The organism is Prochlorococcus marinus XMU1408 (assembly GCF_003208055.1).
Taxonomy (GTDB): Bacteria; Cyanobacteriota; Cyanobacteriia; order PCC-6307; family Cyanobiaceae; genus Prochlorococcus_B; species Prochlorococcus_B marinus_A.
The window spans coordinates 90057-108381 of sequence record NZ_QJUE01000004.1; the positions used below are offsets into that span (position 1 = coordinate 90057).

Sequence of the window (18325 nt, forward strand, 5' to 3'; positions counted from 1 at the left end):
GAAACAATCTTGTTACTGGTAATAAGAAAGTGAGTTCAACTAGAAAACGCAGAGTTTTTCCTTTCACTTCAGTGATTGGGCAGGAGGAAATGAAGCTGGCTCTTCTTCTAAATGTTATTGACCCCAGAATTGGCGGAGTGATGATAATGGGAGATAGAGGCACTGGTAAGTCCACTACCATACGTGCATTAGCTGATCTTTTGCCTGCTATTGAAGTCGTTGAGGGCGATCCCTATAACAGCTCTCTTGATGATCCAGATCTTCAAAGCAATGATGTAAGAGAGAGAATGGAACAAGGAAGTGATATTCAAAAAGCTGAGAAACAAGTGCCGATGGTAGATCTACCTTTAGGAGCTACTGAGGATAGACTTTGTGGAACTATTGATATTGAAAAAGCTCTAAGTGAGGGTGTTAGAGCTTTTGAACCAGGTCTTCTAGCTAAAGCCAATAGAGGCTTACTCTATGTAGATGAAGTTAACTTATTAGATGATCATCTTGTGGACGTTCTTCTAGATTCTGCTGCCTCAGGATGGAATACAGTTGAAAGAGAAGGAATTTCTGTTCGTCATCCAGCTAGATTTGTTCTTATTGGTTCAGGTAACCCTGAAGAAGGAGAATTAAGGCCGCAGTTACTTGATCGTTTTGGAATGAGTGTAGAGGTAAGAACGGTAAGAGAAGCCAAACTTCGTGTTCAAGTTGTTGATCAACGTACCTCTTTTGATAATAATCCTGACGCCTTTAGCGATTCGGTTCAAGGGAATCAGGAAGCCCTTCAACAGAAAGTTGTTGACGCTCAAAATTTACTTAATGAGGTCAGCATCGATGAGGATCTAAGACTAAGGATCTCTGCTGTTTGTGGAGAACTTGATGTTGATGGACTTAGGGGAGATATCGTTACTAATAGGGCCGCGAGAGCTCTTGCAGCATTTGAGGGAAGGAAAGAGGTCACTGAAGAAGATATCGCTCGTGTCGTCTCAACAGCTTTAAGACATAGACTTCGAAAAGATCCACTCGAGCAAGTAGATTCTGGAGATAGAGTAATAAAAGCTTTTTGCAAAGTATTTGAGAGAAATGAAAGTAATGACGTTTCAGAATTTGAACTTGCTTCAACAAATTAAGTGAGAATCATAGGAATAGATCCAGGGCTTGCAAGAGTGGGTTATGGAATTATTGATGACATAGAAGGAAAAAAAATAATGCTCGATTGCGGGATTATAGAAACTCAATCATCACAAAAAGAAGAAAGAAGGCTTTTAGAAATATCCAAAGACTTAAGTTCAATTATTAACAAATGGGATCCAAAATATGCAGCGGTAGAAAAATTTTTTTTCTACCGCTCAAGTACGACAATAAGTGTTGTTCAAGCTCGCGGAGTAATAATGATGACATTAGGAAAGCACAATCTTTCGATTCAAGAATTCCCACCAATGCAAATCAAACTTGCTGTGACTGGTTATGGTCATTCAGATAAAAATGAGGTATTAAAATCAGTTATGTACGATCTTAATATCGATTCCCCGCCCAAACCTGATGATGCTGCAGATGCTCTAGCGATTGCACTTACTGGAATATATCTTCAATAATTAAATATAACTTAAAAATATACTTTTCTATGTCAAAAAATAAAAAAAATGAATGAATCTCTTCTATCAGAAAAAGAAATAAAAAGAAGGAAATATAATTTAATACGTTATTCTAATTCATCTATAATACATAAGAAAATAAAATCCAATGTCAAACAAGCATTACAATTACTCTTAAAGAAAAATAATTATGAAGAAAAATATATAGGGATTTATTGGCCTTTAAAGGGTGAAGTTGATATAAGATTTATAAGAGAGATTAATAATCAAAAAGTTGCTTTACCTTCGAGTTCTAAAATTAAAGGTATAAATTATCATCCATGGTCAAAAAATCAATTAGAGCTTGACTCTAATAGAATTCCAGCACCAGTTGAAGAAAGTAATCTTAGTCCTAAAGATATTTCTATTTTATTGGTACCAGCTATAGCTATTGATGAAGAGGGATACAGATTAGGTTACGGCGGTGGATATTTTGATCGTCTTCGTCAAAAAGATTTGTGGTTTTCAATACCATCATTTGTTGTTATCAGTAATAATTGCATATCTAAAGAACCCTTGCCTCGAGACGAATGGGACTTGCCATTTAACGGATGGATTAGCGAAAAAGGTCTACATCAAATTGAAGCAACTAAATAATTAATTAGGGTTTAAGATAAAACAATTATTTGATCTGACGAGGTGACTCAAATCAAAGAAAAATCTTTCATCAATACATATGGAAGTGATTCATTAGATAGTCTTATAGAACGTCTACAATCAACTTCTGACCCAAAAAGGCGCTATGAATATATTTTATGGCTTGCTAAAAGTTTGCCAATTTTAACTGAAGATCTTCATCTAGAATCTACGAAAGTAAAAGGCTGCATCTCAGAAGTTTATGTTTTTGGAATACTGATCAATGGAAAAATCCAATGGAAAGGATATTCGGACGCACTCATAACAAAAGGATTACTAGCTTTTCTTGTTAAAGGTTTAAATGATTTAACACCTTTTGAAGTACTCTCAATAGATGAAAAATTCATTGAGATGACAGGACTAAGCAAAACCTTGACTCCATCAAGATCAAATGGATTTCTCAACATATTCCTAAAAATGAAAGCTCAAGCAAAAAACCTCTCACTGACAGGCTCTAGCAAAGATAAATAGAGTTTTCAAAAACTATCACATAATAAAAACATGAAAAAAATTGGTATTGGTTTACTTGGCCTAGGCACTGTTGGGAAGGGTGTTGCAAATATAATTAGCAACCCAAACGACAGACATCCATTAGTTGGAGAACTAGAACTGATTGCAATCGCAGTAAGAAATCTCCAAAAGAGAAGAGACATATCTTTCCCAGCTTCAATACTTACTACGAACGCAATTGAAATAATAAATAATCCCAATATTCAAATAGTTGTTGAAGTAATGGGTGGAATAGAGCCAGCAAAATCATTAATTATCCAAGCTATAAGATCTGGAAAATCTGTTGTCACTGCAAATAAAGCTGTAATTGCAAGACATGGTGAAGAAATAGCAAATGAAGCAAAAGCTGCTGGAGTTTATGTACTCATAGAAGCAGCAGTAGGAGGAGGAATCCCCATAATTGAGCCATTGAAGCAATCACTTGGTGGTAATCAAATAACTAAAGTTAGCGGAATAATTAATGGAACAACTAACTACATACTCTCAAGAATGGATAAAGAAGGAGCTAATTATTCTGATGTCTTAAAAGATGCTCAAGAACTTGGTTATGCAGAGAGTGATCCTGCTGCAGATGTGGAGGGATCTGACGCAGCTGATAAGATTGCCATTTTAAGTGGACTTGCATTTGGTGGAACTATTAATCGAGCTGATATTCCAACTAAAGGAATAAATAGCCTAGAAGCAATAGATGTCAATTACGCTAGAAAATTAGGATATGGGATTAAGCTTTTGGCAATTTCCGAGAAAGGCAAAGCTCAATCAGATATCCAAGCAAGCAAGCCTCTATCTATCTGGGTTGAACCCACATTGGTACCAGAGGATAATCCATTAGCAGGCGTAAATGGAGTAAACAATGCCATTCTTGTAGAAGGAAATCCAATTGGCCAAGTTATGTTTTTTGGACCAGGTGCAGGATCAGGTCCAACTGCATCAGCCGTAGTAGCAGACATACTTAACATTGCAGGGATTCAGTCAATGAGCGAAGAAAAAAGCCTAAATTTAGATCCTCTTCTATCCGCAAAAAGTTGGAGAAGTTGCCATGTGGCTGAAGAGAAAGAAATATCAAAAAAAAATTATATAAGACTAATTGCAGAAGACGCACCTGGAGTAATCGGACAAATTGGGACAATTTTTGGACAGAAAAAAATATCTATTGAATCAATCGTCCAATTTGATGCCATTAACAATGAAGCCGAAATAGTGGTTATTACTCATAAGATAAAACTAGGTAAGCTTAAAGAGGCTCTTTCAGATATTCAAAGCTTGCCGCAAGTAAAGAGAATTGGAGCAACTATGGGTTGCCTTTAGCTAACGAAGACTAGTCAAATCCAAATTAAGTTGCTAATTATATAAATATAACAAAAGAAATTTTGATTTAAATTTCTTTTCAAACTCACATCATGAAATCATCTAAAAGCATAATAGAAAATCCCAGAAAAGAAATATCGAAAAATATTAATCAAGGAGATTGCGTTTATTTAAAGAATCAAGAAAAACTATTTCAAGTATTAGGAATAGATAATTCTTATGAAAAGTGTTGGGTTAGAGAATGGCCACTCAATCCAAATGGATCTCCAGTTTTCGAGATATCAATTAAACAAATATACCAAAACTGCTAAATGGTTATCTAAGTAACAAAAAACTTTAGAAATCTATAAAAATGTTAAAAGTAGGGAATGTAAAAAATATTTTCAAGATATTAAGTATTTTTTTGATACTTTTGCAGTTGTCTTGCGTTCAAAATAAGAGAAGAGAAAATATTATTGTTGCAAGTGCAGGAAAAGTTGAGTCACTTGATCCTGCTCAGGCAAATACTCTTAGGACTTTACAAATATTAAGTGCGCTTGGGGATACTTTATACAAAATTAATAAACAAGGAAATCTATCGCCCAACTTAGCCAAAGATTTACCAAAAGTTAGCAAGAATGGTTTGCTAATAGATATTCCACTTAAAAAAAATATTTCTTTTCACGATGGAAGTATTTTCAATGCAGAAGCAATGAAGTTTAGCCTTAATCGCTTCATGAAGATAGGAACTTTAAATTACCTATTAAATGACAAAATAGAAGATATTGAAATAAAAGATGAATTTTTACTAAGGATAAAATTAAAAAAGCCATCGAGTTCTATTAAAAGTCTTTTAACTTCAGTTAATTTAACTCCAGTATCTCCTAGTTCATATTCAAACTTCAAAGATAAATTCAATAACAAAGGTTTTATTGGGACGGGTCCATATTTTTTAAAAAGTTTTAGTGCGACTCAACAAACAATCAAACCATTCAAAAACTATTGGGGTGAAAAACCACTAAATCAAGGTATAGATTTTATTAACTATAGTAATTCTAGTACACTTTTTGGTGCAATTAAAACAAAAGAAGTTGATGTTCTAATCTCAAATTCAATAGATGATATGCAGCGTGTCACATTAAATAGAATGGTGCAGAACGATAAACTTAGATCAGGCGAAGGTAAAGCAATAGAGATTGGATTTATTACATTTAAAAGCAACAAATCACCTTTAGGAAATCAAAGAGTTAGGGAAGCCTTATCATACACTCTTGATAGACAACTAATAAGTAAACAAGTAAGTTTTGGGACTAGAGAACCTTTAAGGTCAATAGTTCCGCCTCAACTATATAAAAAAGAATTTTCACCATGGCCTATATACAAACCTAACTTAGCAAGAACTTTATTGAAGAAAGAAGGTTACTGCGAAAAAGATATTCTTAGCATTCCATTGACATTTAGATCCAACGTACCTGCAGATAAATTACTTGCTCTTACATGGAAAGATCAAATAAAAAGAGATTTATCTGATTGTATAAAAATAAGTTTAAATGGCGTTGAATCAACAACAGTTTACAAGCAACTTTCCGAAGGTGCCTTTGAAGCAGTCATATTAGATTGGACTGGTTCATACCCTGATCCAGAAGCATACTTAACTCCTTTATTAAGTTGTACCAAAATAAATAATAATACTTGCCTTAAAGGAGAAGCTGTTTTCAGTGGTAGTTTTTGGGGGAATAATAAAGTCCAAGAACTGTTGAATAAAAGTGAAGAATTAGAGGGTGAGAATAGATTAAATACTTTAGTAAAAGTTGAAGAACTTGCAGCACAAGGAAGTTCCTACTTACCAGTTTGGCTAGTAAAGCCTAAAGCTTGGTCTTTAACAGATATAACTCAACCAGAATTTTCGAATAATGGATTAATTATTCTAAAAAACTTAAAAAGAAACTAATTTTGTCAACTAAAAAAGAACTTTTCAAATATATTTTTTCCAGATTAGCTCTTTTGCCAATTATGCTTTGGCTAATTTCAAGCTTAGTTTTTATATTGCTAAGAATTGCTCCAGGTGACCCTGTAGATGCAATTCTTGGCACTAGAGCTAATGAATTCGCACGCGAGAGTCTACGCATTAAGCTTGGATTAGATAAACCCTTAATTAGTCAATATCTTGAATATTTAAATAATTTAATTCATGGAAATTTAGGTATCTCACTTAACACACAAGAACCTGTAAAAGTAATTATTTCTAAAGCTCTTCCTGCTAGCATTGAATTAGCAATATTTGCAATATTAATAGCTTCATTAGTCGGATATTTAATCGGTTTTTTAGGCGTCATTAAACCTGAAGGAAAAATAGATTTTATTGGAAGAATTTTTGGTATTGGCACATATGCTCTTCCTCCTTTTTGGGCCGCAATGCTAATCCAAATCATTTTTGCTGTACTACTAGGTTGGTTACCCATAGGGGGAAGATACCCCCCAGGTATTAGTGTTCCTCACTCAGTTACTGGTTTTCTACTTTTAGATAGTATTTTAGACAAAAACCTTGAGATGATATTTAGTTCTTTTAAACATTTGATATTGCCCTCAGTCACTTTAGGAATGTTATTAAGCGGAATATTTAGTCGGTCCTTAAGATTAAATTTAGAGGAAGTTTTAAAAAAAAATTATATTGAAGCCGCAAAAAGTAGAGGTATAAGTGAATCTAGGATATTAATTAAACATGCCTTCCCAAATACACTACTCCCAATATTAACAATTACTGGTTTAACAGTTTCTTCTTTAATTGGTGGTGCACTTTTAATTGAAATAACATTTTCATGGCCAGGAATTGCACTTGGTCTGCAAGAGGCTATTAACCAAAGAGATTATCCTGTCGTGCAAGGTATAGTGGTGACCATATCAAGTCTAGTCGTAATGGTTAGCGTTGGAATAGATATAGCTATTGCATATATTGATCCAAGAGTCAGCTACTGAACTTTGATAAGTTCTTCAATTATAGACTTATCCAAAACATGAAATTTAAGCTCACCTTTAGTTAGATTAGTTTTAGAAGGAATTGCTTTTTTTTCTTCTAGTTTTTCTAAAAAACTTATTATCTCAATAGCCAATAAGCTCTGAACAGAAAGTGGATGATAGCCCACAATTGATTCTCCCAGATTAAATAAATCCTTACCTTCAGACTGATTCATCTGTCCTTCTACTCTAATAGGTGAAAAATGACTGGCTCCTTCAATTAAAAGAACTCTACTGAATGGGCTTGAACTAACAGAGAGCAATAATCCGAGTTGTTCACTAATAGATGGAGTAACCAAATCAAAAGTTCCTCCCGTTAGAAAAAGAGGGATATTTATTTGATTATCTAAATTTCTTTGCCACAAAAAGCTCCCAAAGCTATTCATACCAACAATAGCTGAAAGATTTTCTATTTTTTCTCTATCTGGCAAACTAATATCAACCAATTGACATTGTAAAAGTGAGGATAAATTAGTAAGAGAAAGATTATCAAGTACCTTCTGGCATCTACTTTCAAGTTGATCATCTATTTCCGCACCTGAAGCTAAAACAGCAGTTAGAGCTCCTAATGAATGGCCAATCAAAACGACATTTTCTGAAGAAATATCAATTTTGCCTATCTTTTTTGCGTGAAGAACACCATCTAAATCATTCATTCGGTCAGGGATAACATCCGCTCCTGGGAGAGGAAGCCTACCTTTTACCAAAGCTTCTAATGCTAATGAGTCACTACCTGGATGAGCAAGTACAACAACAGACCAACCATTATGACTAAGACTTCTTGCAAGCCAATTAAAATGTTTACCATCTCCTCCTAGTCCTGGCATTAACAAAACCCAATTTTTCCTAGATATTTCTCTAGAGGAGGGATTCCAAACCTCTAACTTTAAAGGCTCATTTCGATGAGAAACACTTAAAGAAATCAATTCATATTCTGTTTCCTTAATCTCAAAAGCTGAACGATCCCTTTCTTCTCTTGTACTAGATATCTCATTCATTGAAACCAAATCAGATATTAGTTGTTGTTGTTGTTTTAACTCATTCCTCCAATTATTAGCGACTTCAATCCAACCATCCAAATCAATATGAATCGCTTTGACTGAAAGTGAATTAAGAAGATCAAAAGTTGTCACCTCATCTTTTTCATTTAAAAGGTTTTCCAAAGTATCTAAAACACTATTACCAGAGCTGTCTTCATCCATAAGAATTAAATCACTAACTTCATCAAGTAATTTGCGACCAGACCAACTTCTCAAAATTTGTCTCGCCATACTTTTATCTCTTACTAAAGGGGTATTTAAAAACTTAGTTAACCCCTTTCTTTCCTTAAAGCCAAGTAAATTGAGCCAGCTGGCTAATTCTGAATTTGTTTGCTCCTCACTATTGCTCCAATCAATCAATTCTTTAATAGATATCGGAATAGACATTCCATCAAAATGAATTTCAAATCTTTCTGCTGCTCTAATTTTTGGATTTATATAGAAAGGGGCTAATAAGCTTCCAGCCAACCCAAGAACAACTAATTTTTTGATGAATGGAATTGGTATCAACTTCTAGAATTAGCAATTATTGGGAAAGATTCCCATTATCCCTAAGAGTAATCATAAAAGCTCGGTTATGGACAGCAATAGGAGCAGGAGGGGTATTGTATTTAAGTCCTGTAATTTTTAACGGCTTAGGGTTTACAGCCGAACAAATCGGAAGTGGCATAGCAAGCGCAGCATTTGCAGGGATAACAACAAGGTTAGGTACAGGCTATTTAATTGACAAAAAATATTGCTACAGACAAACAATTAAAGTTGCATGCTTAATAGCAATAATATCTGATTTTATTCTGTTTAATTGCCAAAATTATTTTACTTACCTTGCTGGTCAGTTTTTCTTAGGAGCTGCAGCTGGCATTTATTGGCCATCAGCAGAAATTGCAGTTCCATCGAACTGTAATAATCAAATCAACACAAGTGAAGGTTATTCCCTTGCAAGAAGTGCTGATGCAATTGGTGTCACTTTAGGAGTTTCACTTGGGACTATTGGAACATATTTTGAAATCGCAAGAATAATATATTTCGTAGATATTATTTGCATGTTATATATATTTAATATACTAATGAAAAAACTAAAAATTTTAAAAAACAATGAACAATTAATGACTAAAATAAATAGAGAAACTGATCATAAAAAATCAAAAAAAAATATTAACATAAAGTGGATTTTCGAATTATTTCCTTTGTTATCATTAACTCTATTTGTAACAGGAGTAATGAGTCTGTTGCAGAGTATCTTACCATTAGATCTAGCAAATGGTGGAATAATAAGACCACCTTTATTAGAGCAAAGAGTTGCATCATTAATCACATTCAAACTTATTCTAATTGCAATTTTACAATGGCCAGTTGGTTATATTTTAAGGAATAAGAATTCAACTTTAAAATTTAAAAGTTGCTTAATCTCATTACTTATAGGATTTATTTTATTATCTCTTTCTAATTTCTTACTCAACGGATATTTATTAGTAATTATAGCTTTTATTCCTCTAACGATTGCTCTATGCATATTTCTTCCCTCAGCCTCAGATGCGATTATAAAGTCTTCTCCAGACAAATATCAAGGTTCAGCTATAGCTTTATATTCTCAATGCTTTGGAATCAGTGCTCTAACAATTCCATGGATGGCTGGAAGATTAATTGATAATCATGAAACAGCCTTTCAATTATGGTTAATAATCAGTCTTATGTGTATATTATTAATCCCTATATGTAAAAGGATTAAATAAATAGTATCTAATCCTTTAAAATCTTTTAAATATATTCACTCCCTATTTATTTCCTCGATTCTTAATTCCCTTAAATATAAAAAGAGAGGAGCAGAAAAAGCAAATGCAATAATGAATGTACTTAATATAACTACCCATAAATTTTTCATTTCTAATCTTTTAGATTCAGAAATTATCCAAACGAATACAGCTGTTGAACCTATAAAAAGATCTCTAGATAAAGACTGAGAAGCTGGATTATTATTAGCCATCTCTATAAACAATTGAATATCAAAAGAAGGTCCATAGATCTTTACAAATTCAATATTTGAAAGTGTAGGTAAAATGGCACCTAGTATAGCTAATACCAAATAGACCCATTTCAACCATTTAATCTGCTTTATCATAATAAATTTTTATTTAATACATGGTAATATATCAGAACTATTAGAAGATTTTTCAGATTTATGAATAAAAAAGATTATAGATTTACCAATTATTTTAACTAACTATATTAGGCATAACATCGTTAGTTAGTAATGCAAAATAACGCACCTAAAGAAATATATAGCTTACCTAAGCTTAAGTTAGCTGTAATTGGTCATATAGAATGGGTAACTTTCTTAAAAGTTGACCAGCTTCCATTGGCAGGACAAATTTCTCATGCAAAAGATTACTATGAAGAAGCAGCCGGTGGAGCAGCAGTAGCAGCTGTTCAAATGGCAAGATTAATAAATGGACCAGTTGACTTGATCACAGCATTAGGTAAAGACAATTACGGTAAAAAATGCTATGAAAGATTAACTAAGCTTGGTTTAAATTTAAAAGTAGCTTGGCGTGAAAAACCTACTAGAAAAGGCATTAGTTTGATTAGTAAAGATGGAGAGAGAGCTATTACAGTTATTGGGGAAAGATTGCAACCCATTGCATCAGATGATCTCCCTTGGAGTCATATGAAAAATTACGATGGTATTTTCGTAACTGCTACGGATGAAGAAGGAATAAGATTTGCAAGAAAAGCTAATTTTCTTGCCGCTACTCCACGAACAGGTGAAAATACTTTAAGAAATTCAAAAGTTAAAATCAATGCATTAATTGGAAGTGGTCTTGATCCTGGCGAAAAAATAAATTACGAAGAGTTTGCACCCAAACCAGAGATATATATATCAACAGAAGGAAAATCAGGTGGAACAATTTATCCTGATAAACATAAATATAATTCAATTCAACCTAGTTCAAAGGAAATAGACACCTATGGATGTGGAGACTGCTTTGCAGGAGCAGTTACTACTGCCCTTTCAGCAAAACTAAATTTAGATCAAGCAATTAAAATAGGGGCTTATTGCGGAGCTGAATGCTCAACACATTACGGTCCTTATTAAGATGAAAAACAAATCACCTCAAAGATTATCAATTAAAAAAAACGACTCGATTTCAAATAATTTTATACTCCTATTATTTTCAATAATAGCTCTTTTTTTTGAGTCAATAATAATCATCCTTAGCTTATTTAAAAAAGGTATTTTTAAAAAAGAAATACTTTCAAAAAAAACAAATCTAGGATTCGATTTGATAATTAAAAGAAAGTGAAAAGCAATGCTTAAAAAAATAATTTCTTATGATGTATCTCCTGGCTTTATTTCTCATAAGTTGCTTTAATTGTGATAGATAATAATTATCCATAGTGAGATTAATCCCAATATTTCTAATCACAATATTTTTATACCTCTACATAAAATTTAAAAGAAGAAAAGGTTTTTCTAATCGAAAGAATCTAATGGAGAGATTTAAGCAAAGATTCAAAAATATAAATGTTCGAAGAAAAAGAATATCTGAGGAATTTACGAACTCACTTTTACTTGATCCTTCCAAGAATATCCCCTTAGGAACATGGTATTCAGAGGATGAACTAAGAGAAAAAGCAGATATTCATCGAACTAGGCTAAGCAAATTTGGCAAATCAAAAATAAATGGAGAAATGTTATTCGTGGGTCCAAAAGGGGGAATATACAAAATAAGTGATGATGGCAAAAAAAAATATGTATAAATCTTAAAGATTAAAATTAAATTATATCTCATTATTGCTAAAATATATATGAAAAATGTCTTTAACTAAAGTTGAATATTTACCTAACAGTTTCATTTGGAGAGTTAGAACTCTCTAACATAACATTTTGGAGTCTAGTAAGTATTACTTTATTATTTGTCATTTCATTTATTTTATCAACAATCCCCCTTACTAAAAACATACAGAACTCAAAGAATATTTCTTCAAAAAATAAATTTTAAGCAACATTTCGGTATTCAGAAAAATCTCTATTTGCCCAATGTCCTCTCTTCGTAGGAAGAGAAGCTAATGATATTTTTTTGTTATCTTCTTTGATAGGTATAAAATTACTATCATCTGATTTTTGATTTGAACTTATATTAGTAGATACTCTAGAAATCTTTTCACGATATTTACGAGCAAGGTTTTCAATTGAAAAACCTTCTGCATCTAAACGACGAGGCCAAAATTTCTTCACAATACTTTTAATTTCTTCTTTAAAGAAAACCAAAAAAAACAAAATTGCAAGAAGTTACTATTTTTTTATAACAATTCTTTGTATAATTTTACTAATTCTAAGCAGCTGGCATAGCAGGTTTGTATGAATCTTTTTCGCCTACGCATTCAAGACTCTCTCTAGTTGAAACACCTGTTGTTGGGTTAACTCCATCAGCAATTTTACAAAGATTTCTTTGATCTTCACTGTCCAAAATTGCAAAAGTAAAATCAGCTCCATCAATTTTAGCTCCCGCAAAACTGCTCCCAGAAGCAATCATATTTATCAAAACAGCATTTCTAAGATCAGTTTTCTGAAAATTAACTCTATCTGAAAGAGTATCAGTAAGATCGATTCCATTTAGATTAGAACCTTTAAGATCAGACAAAGTTAATGTTGTTCCATGAAGATCAACATTGCTGAAGTCAGCATCCCTAGCTACTGCACCAGCTATAGAAGATAGATGTAAGTCTTCACCATGAAAATCAAATCCAGTTATGTCAGAACGTACATAACTGGGCACTTCATCACCTTCTCCTTTAGTTGCTACATTTGCTCCTGCAAAAACTGGGTTCACACCAAATAATATGATTAATAAACTCAAAGCTGATTTGATTATTTTTGAGATAAGTCGATCAAAATTCATGAGTAAAGATGAATGTCCATCTGAATAATCTAATTATCTCTCTTATTTAAGAAATATATGAGCATTGATAAGACAATTTAATGTATTAGGAATTATCAGAAGATTTCACAAAAGAGGTCTTCCAGAGATAAATTCATGCATTTCTGGGTTCATCCAATACATTCCAACAAACAGCATTACAAAAAGATTAAAAAAGAGTAATGCTCCTCCAAATAAAAAGGTTTGGTCAGTTGAAGAATTATCTTTGGTTGCTTCTTGTACTAAAGCTTGAAAATTCTGATTCATTGTTTGAAATACATCAAATCTAAATTACTAGAAAACAAGGATTAACGAGGCTCTAACAGTTAAATCAATAGGATCTTTCTATTTACTTAAGATTTTAAAAAAATCTTGATTAATTGCAAATCCCATAAATAGATCAATTCTCCTTAAAAACATTGAAAGTTTAATATCCGATCAAAGTATTAATATTCTCTCAAAGACTCATTCACTCATGCCATTTATTCAAATCAACACGTCCTCGAAAAGTTTAGTGGACAATGATGATTTACTCCAACAAGATATTTCAAAAATGGTTGCTGATCTTACTGGGAAGCCTGAAAATTATGTAATGACTATGCTCCAAAAAGATAGGCTGATGACATTTGCCGGCTCCGATGAACCTTGTTGTTTTATCAAGTTTAAATCAATTGGCTCACTAACCCCCTCCTCGATGAGCAAGGCTTTGTGTGAGTTAATTTCATCTAAAACAAATATAAAAACGAATAGGATTTATATTGAATTTATAGATGTAAAAGCCTCAAATTGGGGATTCAATAGTTCGACATTTGGATAGTGAATTGATTCTTTTTAGAAATATTGCAGAAAAATATTTTCATTAAATAAATTAACTATTTATTTAATGAAAAGAGTTCACAACCCCTTTCATCGTATAGTTTCTCTAAAGAAGGTTGAAAGGTTATTTTTAATCTGTATTTTGCCCATAATCCATATATAAACTCTATAAATTTTTCCAAAAAAGGCAATTTTGTTGGAGCATAAATCCAAGCCAAGCCAAGCCAATCAATTTATAAGCCTCTTGAAAAACCTTAATATCCTTAATTAATGAGCCATCACTTTTAAAAGCGTGGATTCTCTCCATAGCTTGTTTGTAAGTAATTCCGTATTAAGAATCTAGGAGAAAGTCCGAACTATTGATATCAATAAAATTTAAATATCCCTTATTATTTCTTGATTGCAAGAAATCAACCTCCCTTTTACAAAAGGGGCATTCTCCATCAAAAAAAATAGTTAGTTTGACTGTATTCATAAGAAAATTCAAAAACTCACAAGTATCTTTAAATTAAGAAGGAAATACTATCTTCGTTGTTCAATGTAAATAAAGACTTGATAGCTTGAGAATAAAGAGGGATCTTAATGATATCTAACTGATAAAACTAATGGGTGCCCTATTTATTTTCATATTAATCTCTGTAGCTGTTGTTTCCGCATTACTTTTCTTCAACAAAGGAGAGAAAGCTCAAGAGATAAAAAGTATCCTTAAAGATATATTTGAGAATTTTATAGAACTCTTCTCAAATCTAAAAAAACTTTTTCTGATAGTTAAAGAAATAATTCAAACAAAATTAGATCAAGATCCAACTCAACTTAAAGATGAATCAACCGAGTCGAAACCCGAAGTAACGACTGAGCCTGAAGTAACGACTGAGCCTGAAATAACGACTGAGCCTGAAGTAACGACTGAGCCTGAAGTAACGACTGAGCCTGAAGTAACGACTGAGCCTGAAATAACGACTGAGCCTGAAGTAACGACTGAGCCTGAAGTAACGACTGAGCCTGAAGTAACGACTGAGACTGAGGTAACGACTGAGCCTGAAGTAACGACTGAGCCTGAGGTAACGACTGAGCCTGAAGTAACGACTGAGCCTGATATCAACCCAACTAGCGAATTAGAAACTCCTTCTCAGGATTCATTTAATGACGACAATACTGATATAAAAAGGGAATAAATTTTAATTAGAAATTTTTCCAATAAAAAAGCCTCATCAAATTTGATGAGGCTTTTTTATTGGAAATTAGAGCTTAAATCTACTAACTCTCAGTTGTTGCTAGAGAAGCTACTGATCCAACAACACGACGGAAATCAAAGCCCATTGCTCTAAGAGCATGCCAGATATGACCTTGAATAAAGAAAAATCCAAAGTAATAGTGAACATTTGACAAAGCTGCTCTAGTTGTATGGCCTAAAAATGCAGTGCTATCAGATACATCTCCTGTATCAACCCAATAAGGGGAAATACCAAATTTCAAAGCCAAAGGCTCTCCATACCAATCAATAGGATAAACAGTTGTATTTTGCGCACACCAGAATGCAGCAACAATTGCCATCCAACCAATACCTGCAAGAGACCAAGAAAGAACTGCCTCAGCAGAAAGCAATCCTTTTCCTTTGAATTCAGTGTATTCGCCAAGCTGTTTTGTAGCGATGTGCCATGCACCACCACTTATTTGAACGAAAGCTAAGAAGGCATGTCCGCTCATAACATCTTCAAGACTATCAATGGTTAGGAAGTCAAACTGATGTCCCCAAACCATTCCAAAGTCTCCATATCCAGGGAAGATTGTTCTGATTTCTCCTATAGCTGGATCATAGATACCATGCCATCTAGCCCATTCGACGAACCAAATATTTGCCACCCCAAAGAAAATTAAATGGTGTCCAAGAATGAAGGTCAAATTATCTGGGTTGTCCCATTCAAGTTTGAACTTCTTTGTGGTTGGTATTGGACCATCTTGCAAGTCCGGATCAAATAAAAGTGAATGAGCTAATCCAGCTGTTCCATATACAGCTGAAAAAATCAAGTGAAAAATAGCAATTGTGGCTACCCCTGCACCTGTCCAGACACCAGCTTCATCAAAGCCAATTCCAAGAGAGGCTAGATGAGCTAAAAATATGGAACTCTGATGTCCCATTGGTATTTCTGGGTTGTAGCGAGCAAGCTCCCAAAGGGTGCTTCCACCTGCTGCAAAGCAAATGAGGCCAGTATGGCCGATATGTGACCCTATGAATCGACCTGCGCGATTGGTCACCACAGAATTGCCAACCCACCACCCGTAAGTGACGTCTGGGTTTCCGTAGGTCTGCATAATTAAGGAATTAAAGTCGAAATTTTGGATACATTACACTTATTGGAATTGTTTTTACCAGAATAGTTAGAGGTCTTTATAGGTATCTCTCATTTTTTACCAAAAAAAGCCTTTTTACTTATAAAAAGACAAAAAAATACCCCCCCAAAGGGAGGGATATTTTAGTTTTTTAATGTACTTATCTTGGTGCTCTTCCATTGAAACCTGCGCCTTCAACCCTGACTGTTGCACCTTCGTTATTACCAATAGCTTCTGAAACTTTCTTAAAGTCGAATCCCAAAGCACGTAAAGCATGCCAGAAATGACCTTGCAAGAAGAAAAATCCAAAATAATAATGAACATTAACTAAAGCAGCTCTAGTTGTATGACCAAAGAAAGCTGTTATGTCAGTGCTATCAGCTGTATCAATCCAGTATGGAGCTACAGAGAATTGTAATTTCAATGGCTCTCCAAACCACTCAATGGGATAAACAGTTGTATTTGTAGCAGCCCAAAAAGCAGCAACAATTGCCATCCAACCAATTCCAGCTAATGACCAAGAAAGTACGGCTTCAGCAGAGAGCAATTCAGCTCCCTTATACTTACTCCATTCGCCAAGTCTCTTGTTCTCCCATTGAGTTGAACCTGCAACCATATGAATAGTTGCACCAGTCAATTCGGCAAAAGCAAGAAAAGCATGACCGCCCATAACATCTTCAAGACTATCAATTGCAATGAAATCAAATTGTCGATTCCAAATCATAGTCAAATCAAGATTGTAATTAACTTGCCTTACCGCACCAATGGCTGGGTCGTAGATCCCATGGATTCTTGCCCATTCAACAAAGGCTATGCAAGCCATTCCAAAGAAGAATAAATGGTGCCCAAGGATAAAAGTTTGATTATCTGGATTATTCCATTCCAATTTAAACTTTCTAGCTCTTGGAACTTCGCTATCTGCAACATCAGCCTCAAAATAAACTGCATGCAATAAAGCACCACCTCCATAAACCATTGATAAAACCAGATGAACAATGGCAACAGCTGCGACACCAACACCTGTCCAGACACCAGCTTCATCAAAGCCAAGGCCAAAGGCGGCAAGATGTCCCAGGAATAAGGAGCTTTGATGCCCCATAGGGATCTCTGGGTTGTAGCGAGCAAGTTCCCAAAGGGTACTTCCTCCAGCCGCGAATGCGATCAAGCCTGTATGCCCAATATGGGAGGCTATGAATCTACCGGAACGACTGGTGACCACAGAATTACCAGCCCACCACTCGTAAGTAACGTCTGGATTTCCATAGCTCTGCATAATTTCTAAGCGAATCAGGGAAATATGGGTGCAGATTACACTCTGTTCAATTGATATGTGCAGAATAGTTAAAGGTCGTTATGTTTGAAATTCTTTTTTGCAGATATAAAAGAGAAGTTAAGTCTTATTTGGTTTATTAAATCAATGATTGAAGAGAATTTCATTGAAGCAATCGATAAAAATTTTAAAGCAAATGATTAGAGACAAAAAAAGAGAGGGTTAAATTCCCTCTCTCTAAAAAATTCAAATTTTCAAGGAATCAATAAAGCTGTGCAGGGAGAGGTTCTTTAAGAACTTTCTTAAAGTCAAATCCCATAGCCCTCAAAGCATGCCATAAATGACCTTGGAGAAAGAAGAATCCAAAGTAATAATGAACATTTGACAAAGCAGCTCTAGTTGTATGACCAAAGAAAGCTGGACCTCCTGAGAGATCAACACTATCAATCCAATAAGGAGCGATACCAAACTTCAAGATCAAAGCTTCTCCATACCAAGCTTCAGGGTAAACAGTTGTATTCTGGGCACACCAGAATGCAGCTACAACAGCCATCCAACCAATTCCTGCTAGAGAGAAAGAAAGAATTGCTTCTGCTGAGAGAAGACCAGCTCCTTTGAATTTGGTGTATTCACCAACTTGCTTAGTGGCGATATGGAAGGCTCCACCGGTGATTTCGATGAAAGCTAAGAAAGCATGACCACCTAAGACATCCTCAAGGCTATCAATGGCTAAGAAGTCAAACTGATGATTCCAAATGTTAGTCAAGTTAAGGTTGTACTCGACCTGTCGAACAGCTCCTATTGCAGGGTCATAAATTCCATGAATTCTGGCCCATTCAACGAACCAAATACATGCAACACCAAAGAAAAGTAAATGGT

22 protein-coding genes and 1 pseudogene are annotated in these 18325 nt (G+C 34.2%); 13 read left to right on the plus strand and 10 right to left on the minus strand.

Annotated features, from left to right (window positions below):
- The first annotated feature begins 29 nt into the window (after positions 1 to 29).
- The 8 genes from bchI to DNJ73_RS06330 all read left to right on the plus strand — a co-directional run bounded on the left by bchI (position 30) and on the right by DNJ73_RS06330 (position 7031).
- Positions 30 to 1118, plus strand: coding sequence for a magnesium chelatase ATPase subunit I (gene bchI / locus DNJ73_RS06295; RefSeq protein ID WP_158466867.1), 1089 nt, complete (start codon positions 30 to 32; stop codon positions 1116 to 1118).
- Positions 1119 to 1583: a crossover junction endodeoxyribonuclease RuvC gene (ruvC, locus tag DNJ73_RS06300; protein ID WP_158466868.1), complete on the plus strand. Its 465-nt coding sequence runs from the start codon at positions 1119 to 1121 to the stop codon at positions 1581 to 1583.
- A gap of 48 nt (positions 1584 to 1631) precedes the next feature.
- Positions 1632 to 2219, plus strand: a complete 588-nt coding sequence (locus DNJ73_RS06305) for a 5-formyltetrahydrofolate cyclo-ligase (protein WP_257473386.1) — start codon at positions 1632 to 1634, stop codon at positions 2217 to 2219.
- Between the two features lie 42 nt (positions 2220 to 2261).
- Positions 2262 to 2729, plus strand: a complete 468-nt coding sequence (locus tag DNJ73_RS06310; protein WP_158466870.1) for a SufE family protein — start codon at positions 2262 to 2264, stop codon at positions 2727 to 2729.
- Between the two features lie 30 nt (positions 2730 to 2759).
- Positions 2760 to 4076: a homoserine dehydrogenase gene (locus DNJ73_RS06315; protein ID WP_158466871.1), complete on the plus strand. Its 1317-nt coding sequence runs from the start codon at positions 2760 to 2762 to the stop codon at positions 4074 to 4076.
- 92 nt (positions 4077 to 4168) lie between these two features.
- The gene (locus DNJ73_RS06320) at positions 4169 to 4387 is read left to right on the plus strand and encodes a hypothetical protein (RefSeq protein ID WP_158466872.1); all 219 of its coding nucleotides are present in this window, start codon (positions 4169 to 4171) and stop codon (positions 4385 to 4387) included.
- A 41-nt stretch (positions 4388 to 4428) separates the two neighbouring features.
- A complete protein-coding gene (locus DNJ73_RS06325) occupies positions 4429 to 6006 on the plus strand; it encodes an ABC transporter substrate-binding protein (RefSeq protein WP_158466873.1) in 1578 nt (525 codons plus the stop codon).
- Positions 6007 to 6008: 2 nt separating this feature from the next.
- A complete protein-coding gene (locus tag DNJ73_RS06330; RefSeq protein ID WP_158466874.1) occupies positions 6009 to 7031 on the plus strand; it encodes an ABC transporter permease in 1023 nt (340 codons plus the stop codon).
- Here the strand turns inward: DNJ73_RS06330 and DNJ73_RS06335 are convergent.
- Positions 7025 to 8620 (minus strand): alpha/beta hydrolase, encoded by a 1596-nt coding sequence (locus DNJ73_RS06335; RefSeq protein ID WP_158466875.1) that lies wholly within the window; start codon positions 8618 to 8620, stop codon positions 7025 to 7027. The two genes, DNJ73_RS06330 and DNJ73_RS06335, sit on opposite strands and share 7 nt — an antisense overlap.
- Between DNJ73_RS06335 and DNJ73_RS06340 the strand changes: the two genes are divergently transcribed.
- On the plus strand, positions 8605 to 9843 hold the full coding sequence (locus DNJ73_RS06340; protein WP_158466876.1) for an MFS transporter: 1239 nt from the start codon (positions 8605 to 8607) through the stop codon (positions 9841 to 9843). The two genes, DNJ73_RS06335 and DNJ73_RS06340, sit on opposite strands and share 16 nt — an antisense overlap.
- 35 nt (positions 9844 to 9878) lie before the next feature.
- On the opposite strand, the gene DNJ73_RS06345 is transcribed toward DNJ73_RS06340, so the two are convergent.
- Complete coding sequence (locus DNJ73_RS06345; RefSeq protein WP_158466877.1) at positions 9879 to 10229, minus strand: DUF2834 domain-containing protein; 351 nt, start codon at positions 10227 to 10229, stop codon at positions 9879 to 9881.
- A 132-nt stretch (positions 10230 to 10361) separates the two neighbouring features.
- Here DNJ73_RS06345 and DNJ73_RS06350 point away from each other — a divergent pair, with 132 nt between their 5' ends.
- Positions 10362 to 11204 carry a PfkB family carbohydrate kinase gene (locus DNJ73_RS06350; RefSeq protein WP_158466878.1) on the plus strand — a complete coding sequence of 281 codons (843 nt, stop codon included), beginning with the start codon at positions 10362 to 10364 and terminating at the stop codon, positions 11202 to 11204.
- 395 nt (positions 11205 to 11599) lie between these two features.
- Positions 11600 to 11869, plus strand: a complete 270-nt coding sequence (locus tag DNJ73_RS06360) for a hypothetical protein (RefSeq protein ID WP_257473387.1) — start codon at positions 11600 to 11602, stop codon at positions 11867 to 11869.
- A gap of 238 nt (positions 11870 to 12107) precedes the next feature.
- Here the strand turns inward: DNJ73_RS06360 and DNJ73_RS06365 are convergent, their stop codons facing one another.
- From DNJ73_RS06365 to DNJ73_RS06375, 3 genes are all read right to left on the minus strand, one after another.
- A complete protein-coding gene (locus tag DNJ73_RS06365) occupies positions 12108 to 12347 on the minus strand; it encodes a hypothetical protein (RefSeq protein ID WP_158466881.1) in 240 nt (79 codons plus the stop codon).
- Between the two features lie 97 nt (positions 12348 to 12444).
- On the minus strand, positions 12445 to 13011 hold the full coding sequence (locus DNJ73_RS06370) for a pentapeptide repeat-containing protein (protein WP_158466882.1): 567 nt from the start codon (positions 13009 to 13011) through the stop codon (positions 12445 to 12447).
- Between the two features lie 105 nt (positions 13012 to 13116).
- Positions 13117 to 13296: a hypothetical protein gene (locus tag DNJ73_RS06375; protein ID WP_158466883.1), complete on the minus strand. Its 180-nt coding sequence runs from the start codon at positions 13294 to 13296 to the stop codon at positions 13117 to 13119.
- 208 nt (positions 13297 to 13504) lie between these two features.
- Between DNJ73_RS06375 and DNJ73_RS06380 the strand changes: the two genes are divergently transcribed.
- On the plus strand, positions 13505 to 13846 hold the full coding sequence (locus tag DNJ73_RS06380; protein ID WP_158466884.1) for a phenylpyruvate tautomerase MIF-related protein: 342 nt from the start codon (positions 13505 to 13507) through the stop codon (positions 13844 to 13846).
- Positions 13847 to 14011: 165 nt separating this feature from the next.
- Here the strand turns inward: DNJ73_RS06380 and DNJ73_RS10210 are convergent, their stop codons facing one another.
- Entirely contained in the window at positions 14012 to 14152 is a 141-nt protein-coding gene (locus tag DNJ73_RS10210; RefSeq protein ID WP_257473388.1) for a hypothetical protein, read from the minus strand.
- A gap of 24 nt (positions 14153 to 14176) precedes the next feature.
- Positions 14177 to 14320, minus strand: a complete 144-nt coding sequence (locus tag DNJ73_RS10215; RefSeq protein ID WP_257473389.1) for a DUF393 domain-containing protein — start codon at positions 14318 to 14320, stop codon at positions 14177 to 14179.
- Positions 14321 to 14450: 130 nt separating this feature from the next.
- On the opposite strand from DNJ73_RS10215, the gene DNJ73_RS06390 reads away from it, so the two are divergent.
- Entirely contained in the window at positions 14451 to 15020 is a 570-nt protein-coding gene (locus DNJ73_RS06390; protein WP_158466885.1) for a hypothetical protein, read from the plus strand.
- Positions 15021 to 15102: 82 nt separating this feature from the next.
- Here DNJ73_RS06390 and DNJ73_RS06395 read toward each other — a convergent pair whose 3' ends face one another.
- The 3 genes and pseudogenes from DNJ73_RS06395 to DNJ73_RS06405 all read right to left on the minus strand — a co-directional run.
- Positions 15103 to 16158: a chlorophyll a/b binding light-harvesting protein gene (locus tag DNJ73_RS06395; RefSeq protein WP_158466886.1), complete on the minus strand. Its 1056-nt coding sequence runs from the start codon at positions 16156 to 16158 to the stop codon at positions 15103 to 15105.
- A gap of 178 nt (positions 16159 to 16336) precedes the next feature.
- Entirely contained in the window at positions 16337 to 17449 is a 1113-nt protein-coding gene (locus DNJ73_RS06400) for a chlorophyll a/b binding light-harvesting protein (RefSeq protein WP_158466887.1), read from the minus strand.
- 259 nt (positions 17450 to 17708) lie between these two features.
- A pseudogene (locus tag DNJ73_RS06405) lies at positions 17709 to 18325 on the minus strand (chlorophyll a/b binding light-harvesting protein); the annotation flags it as partial.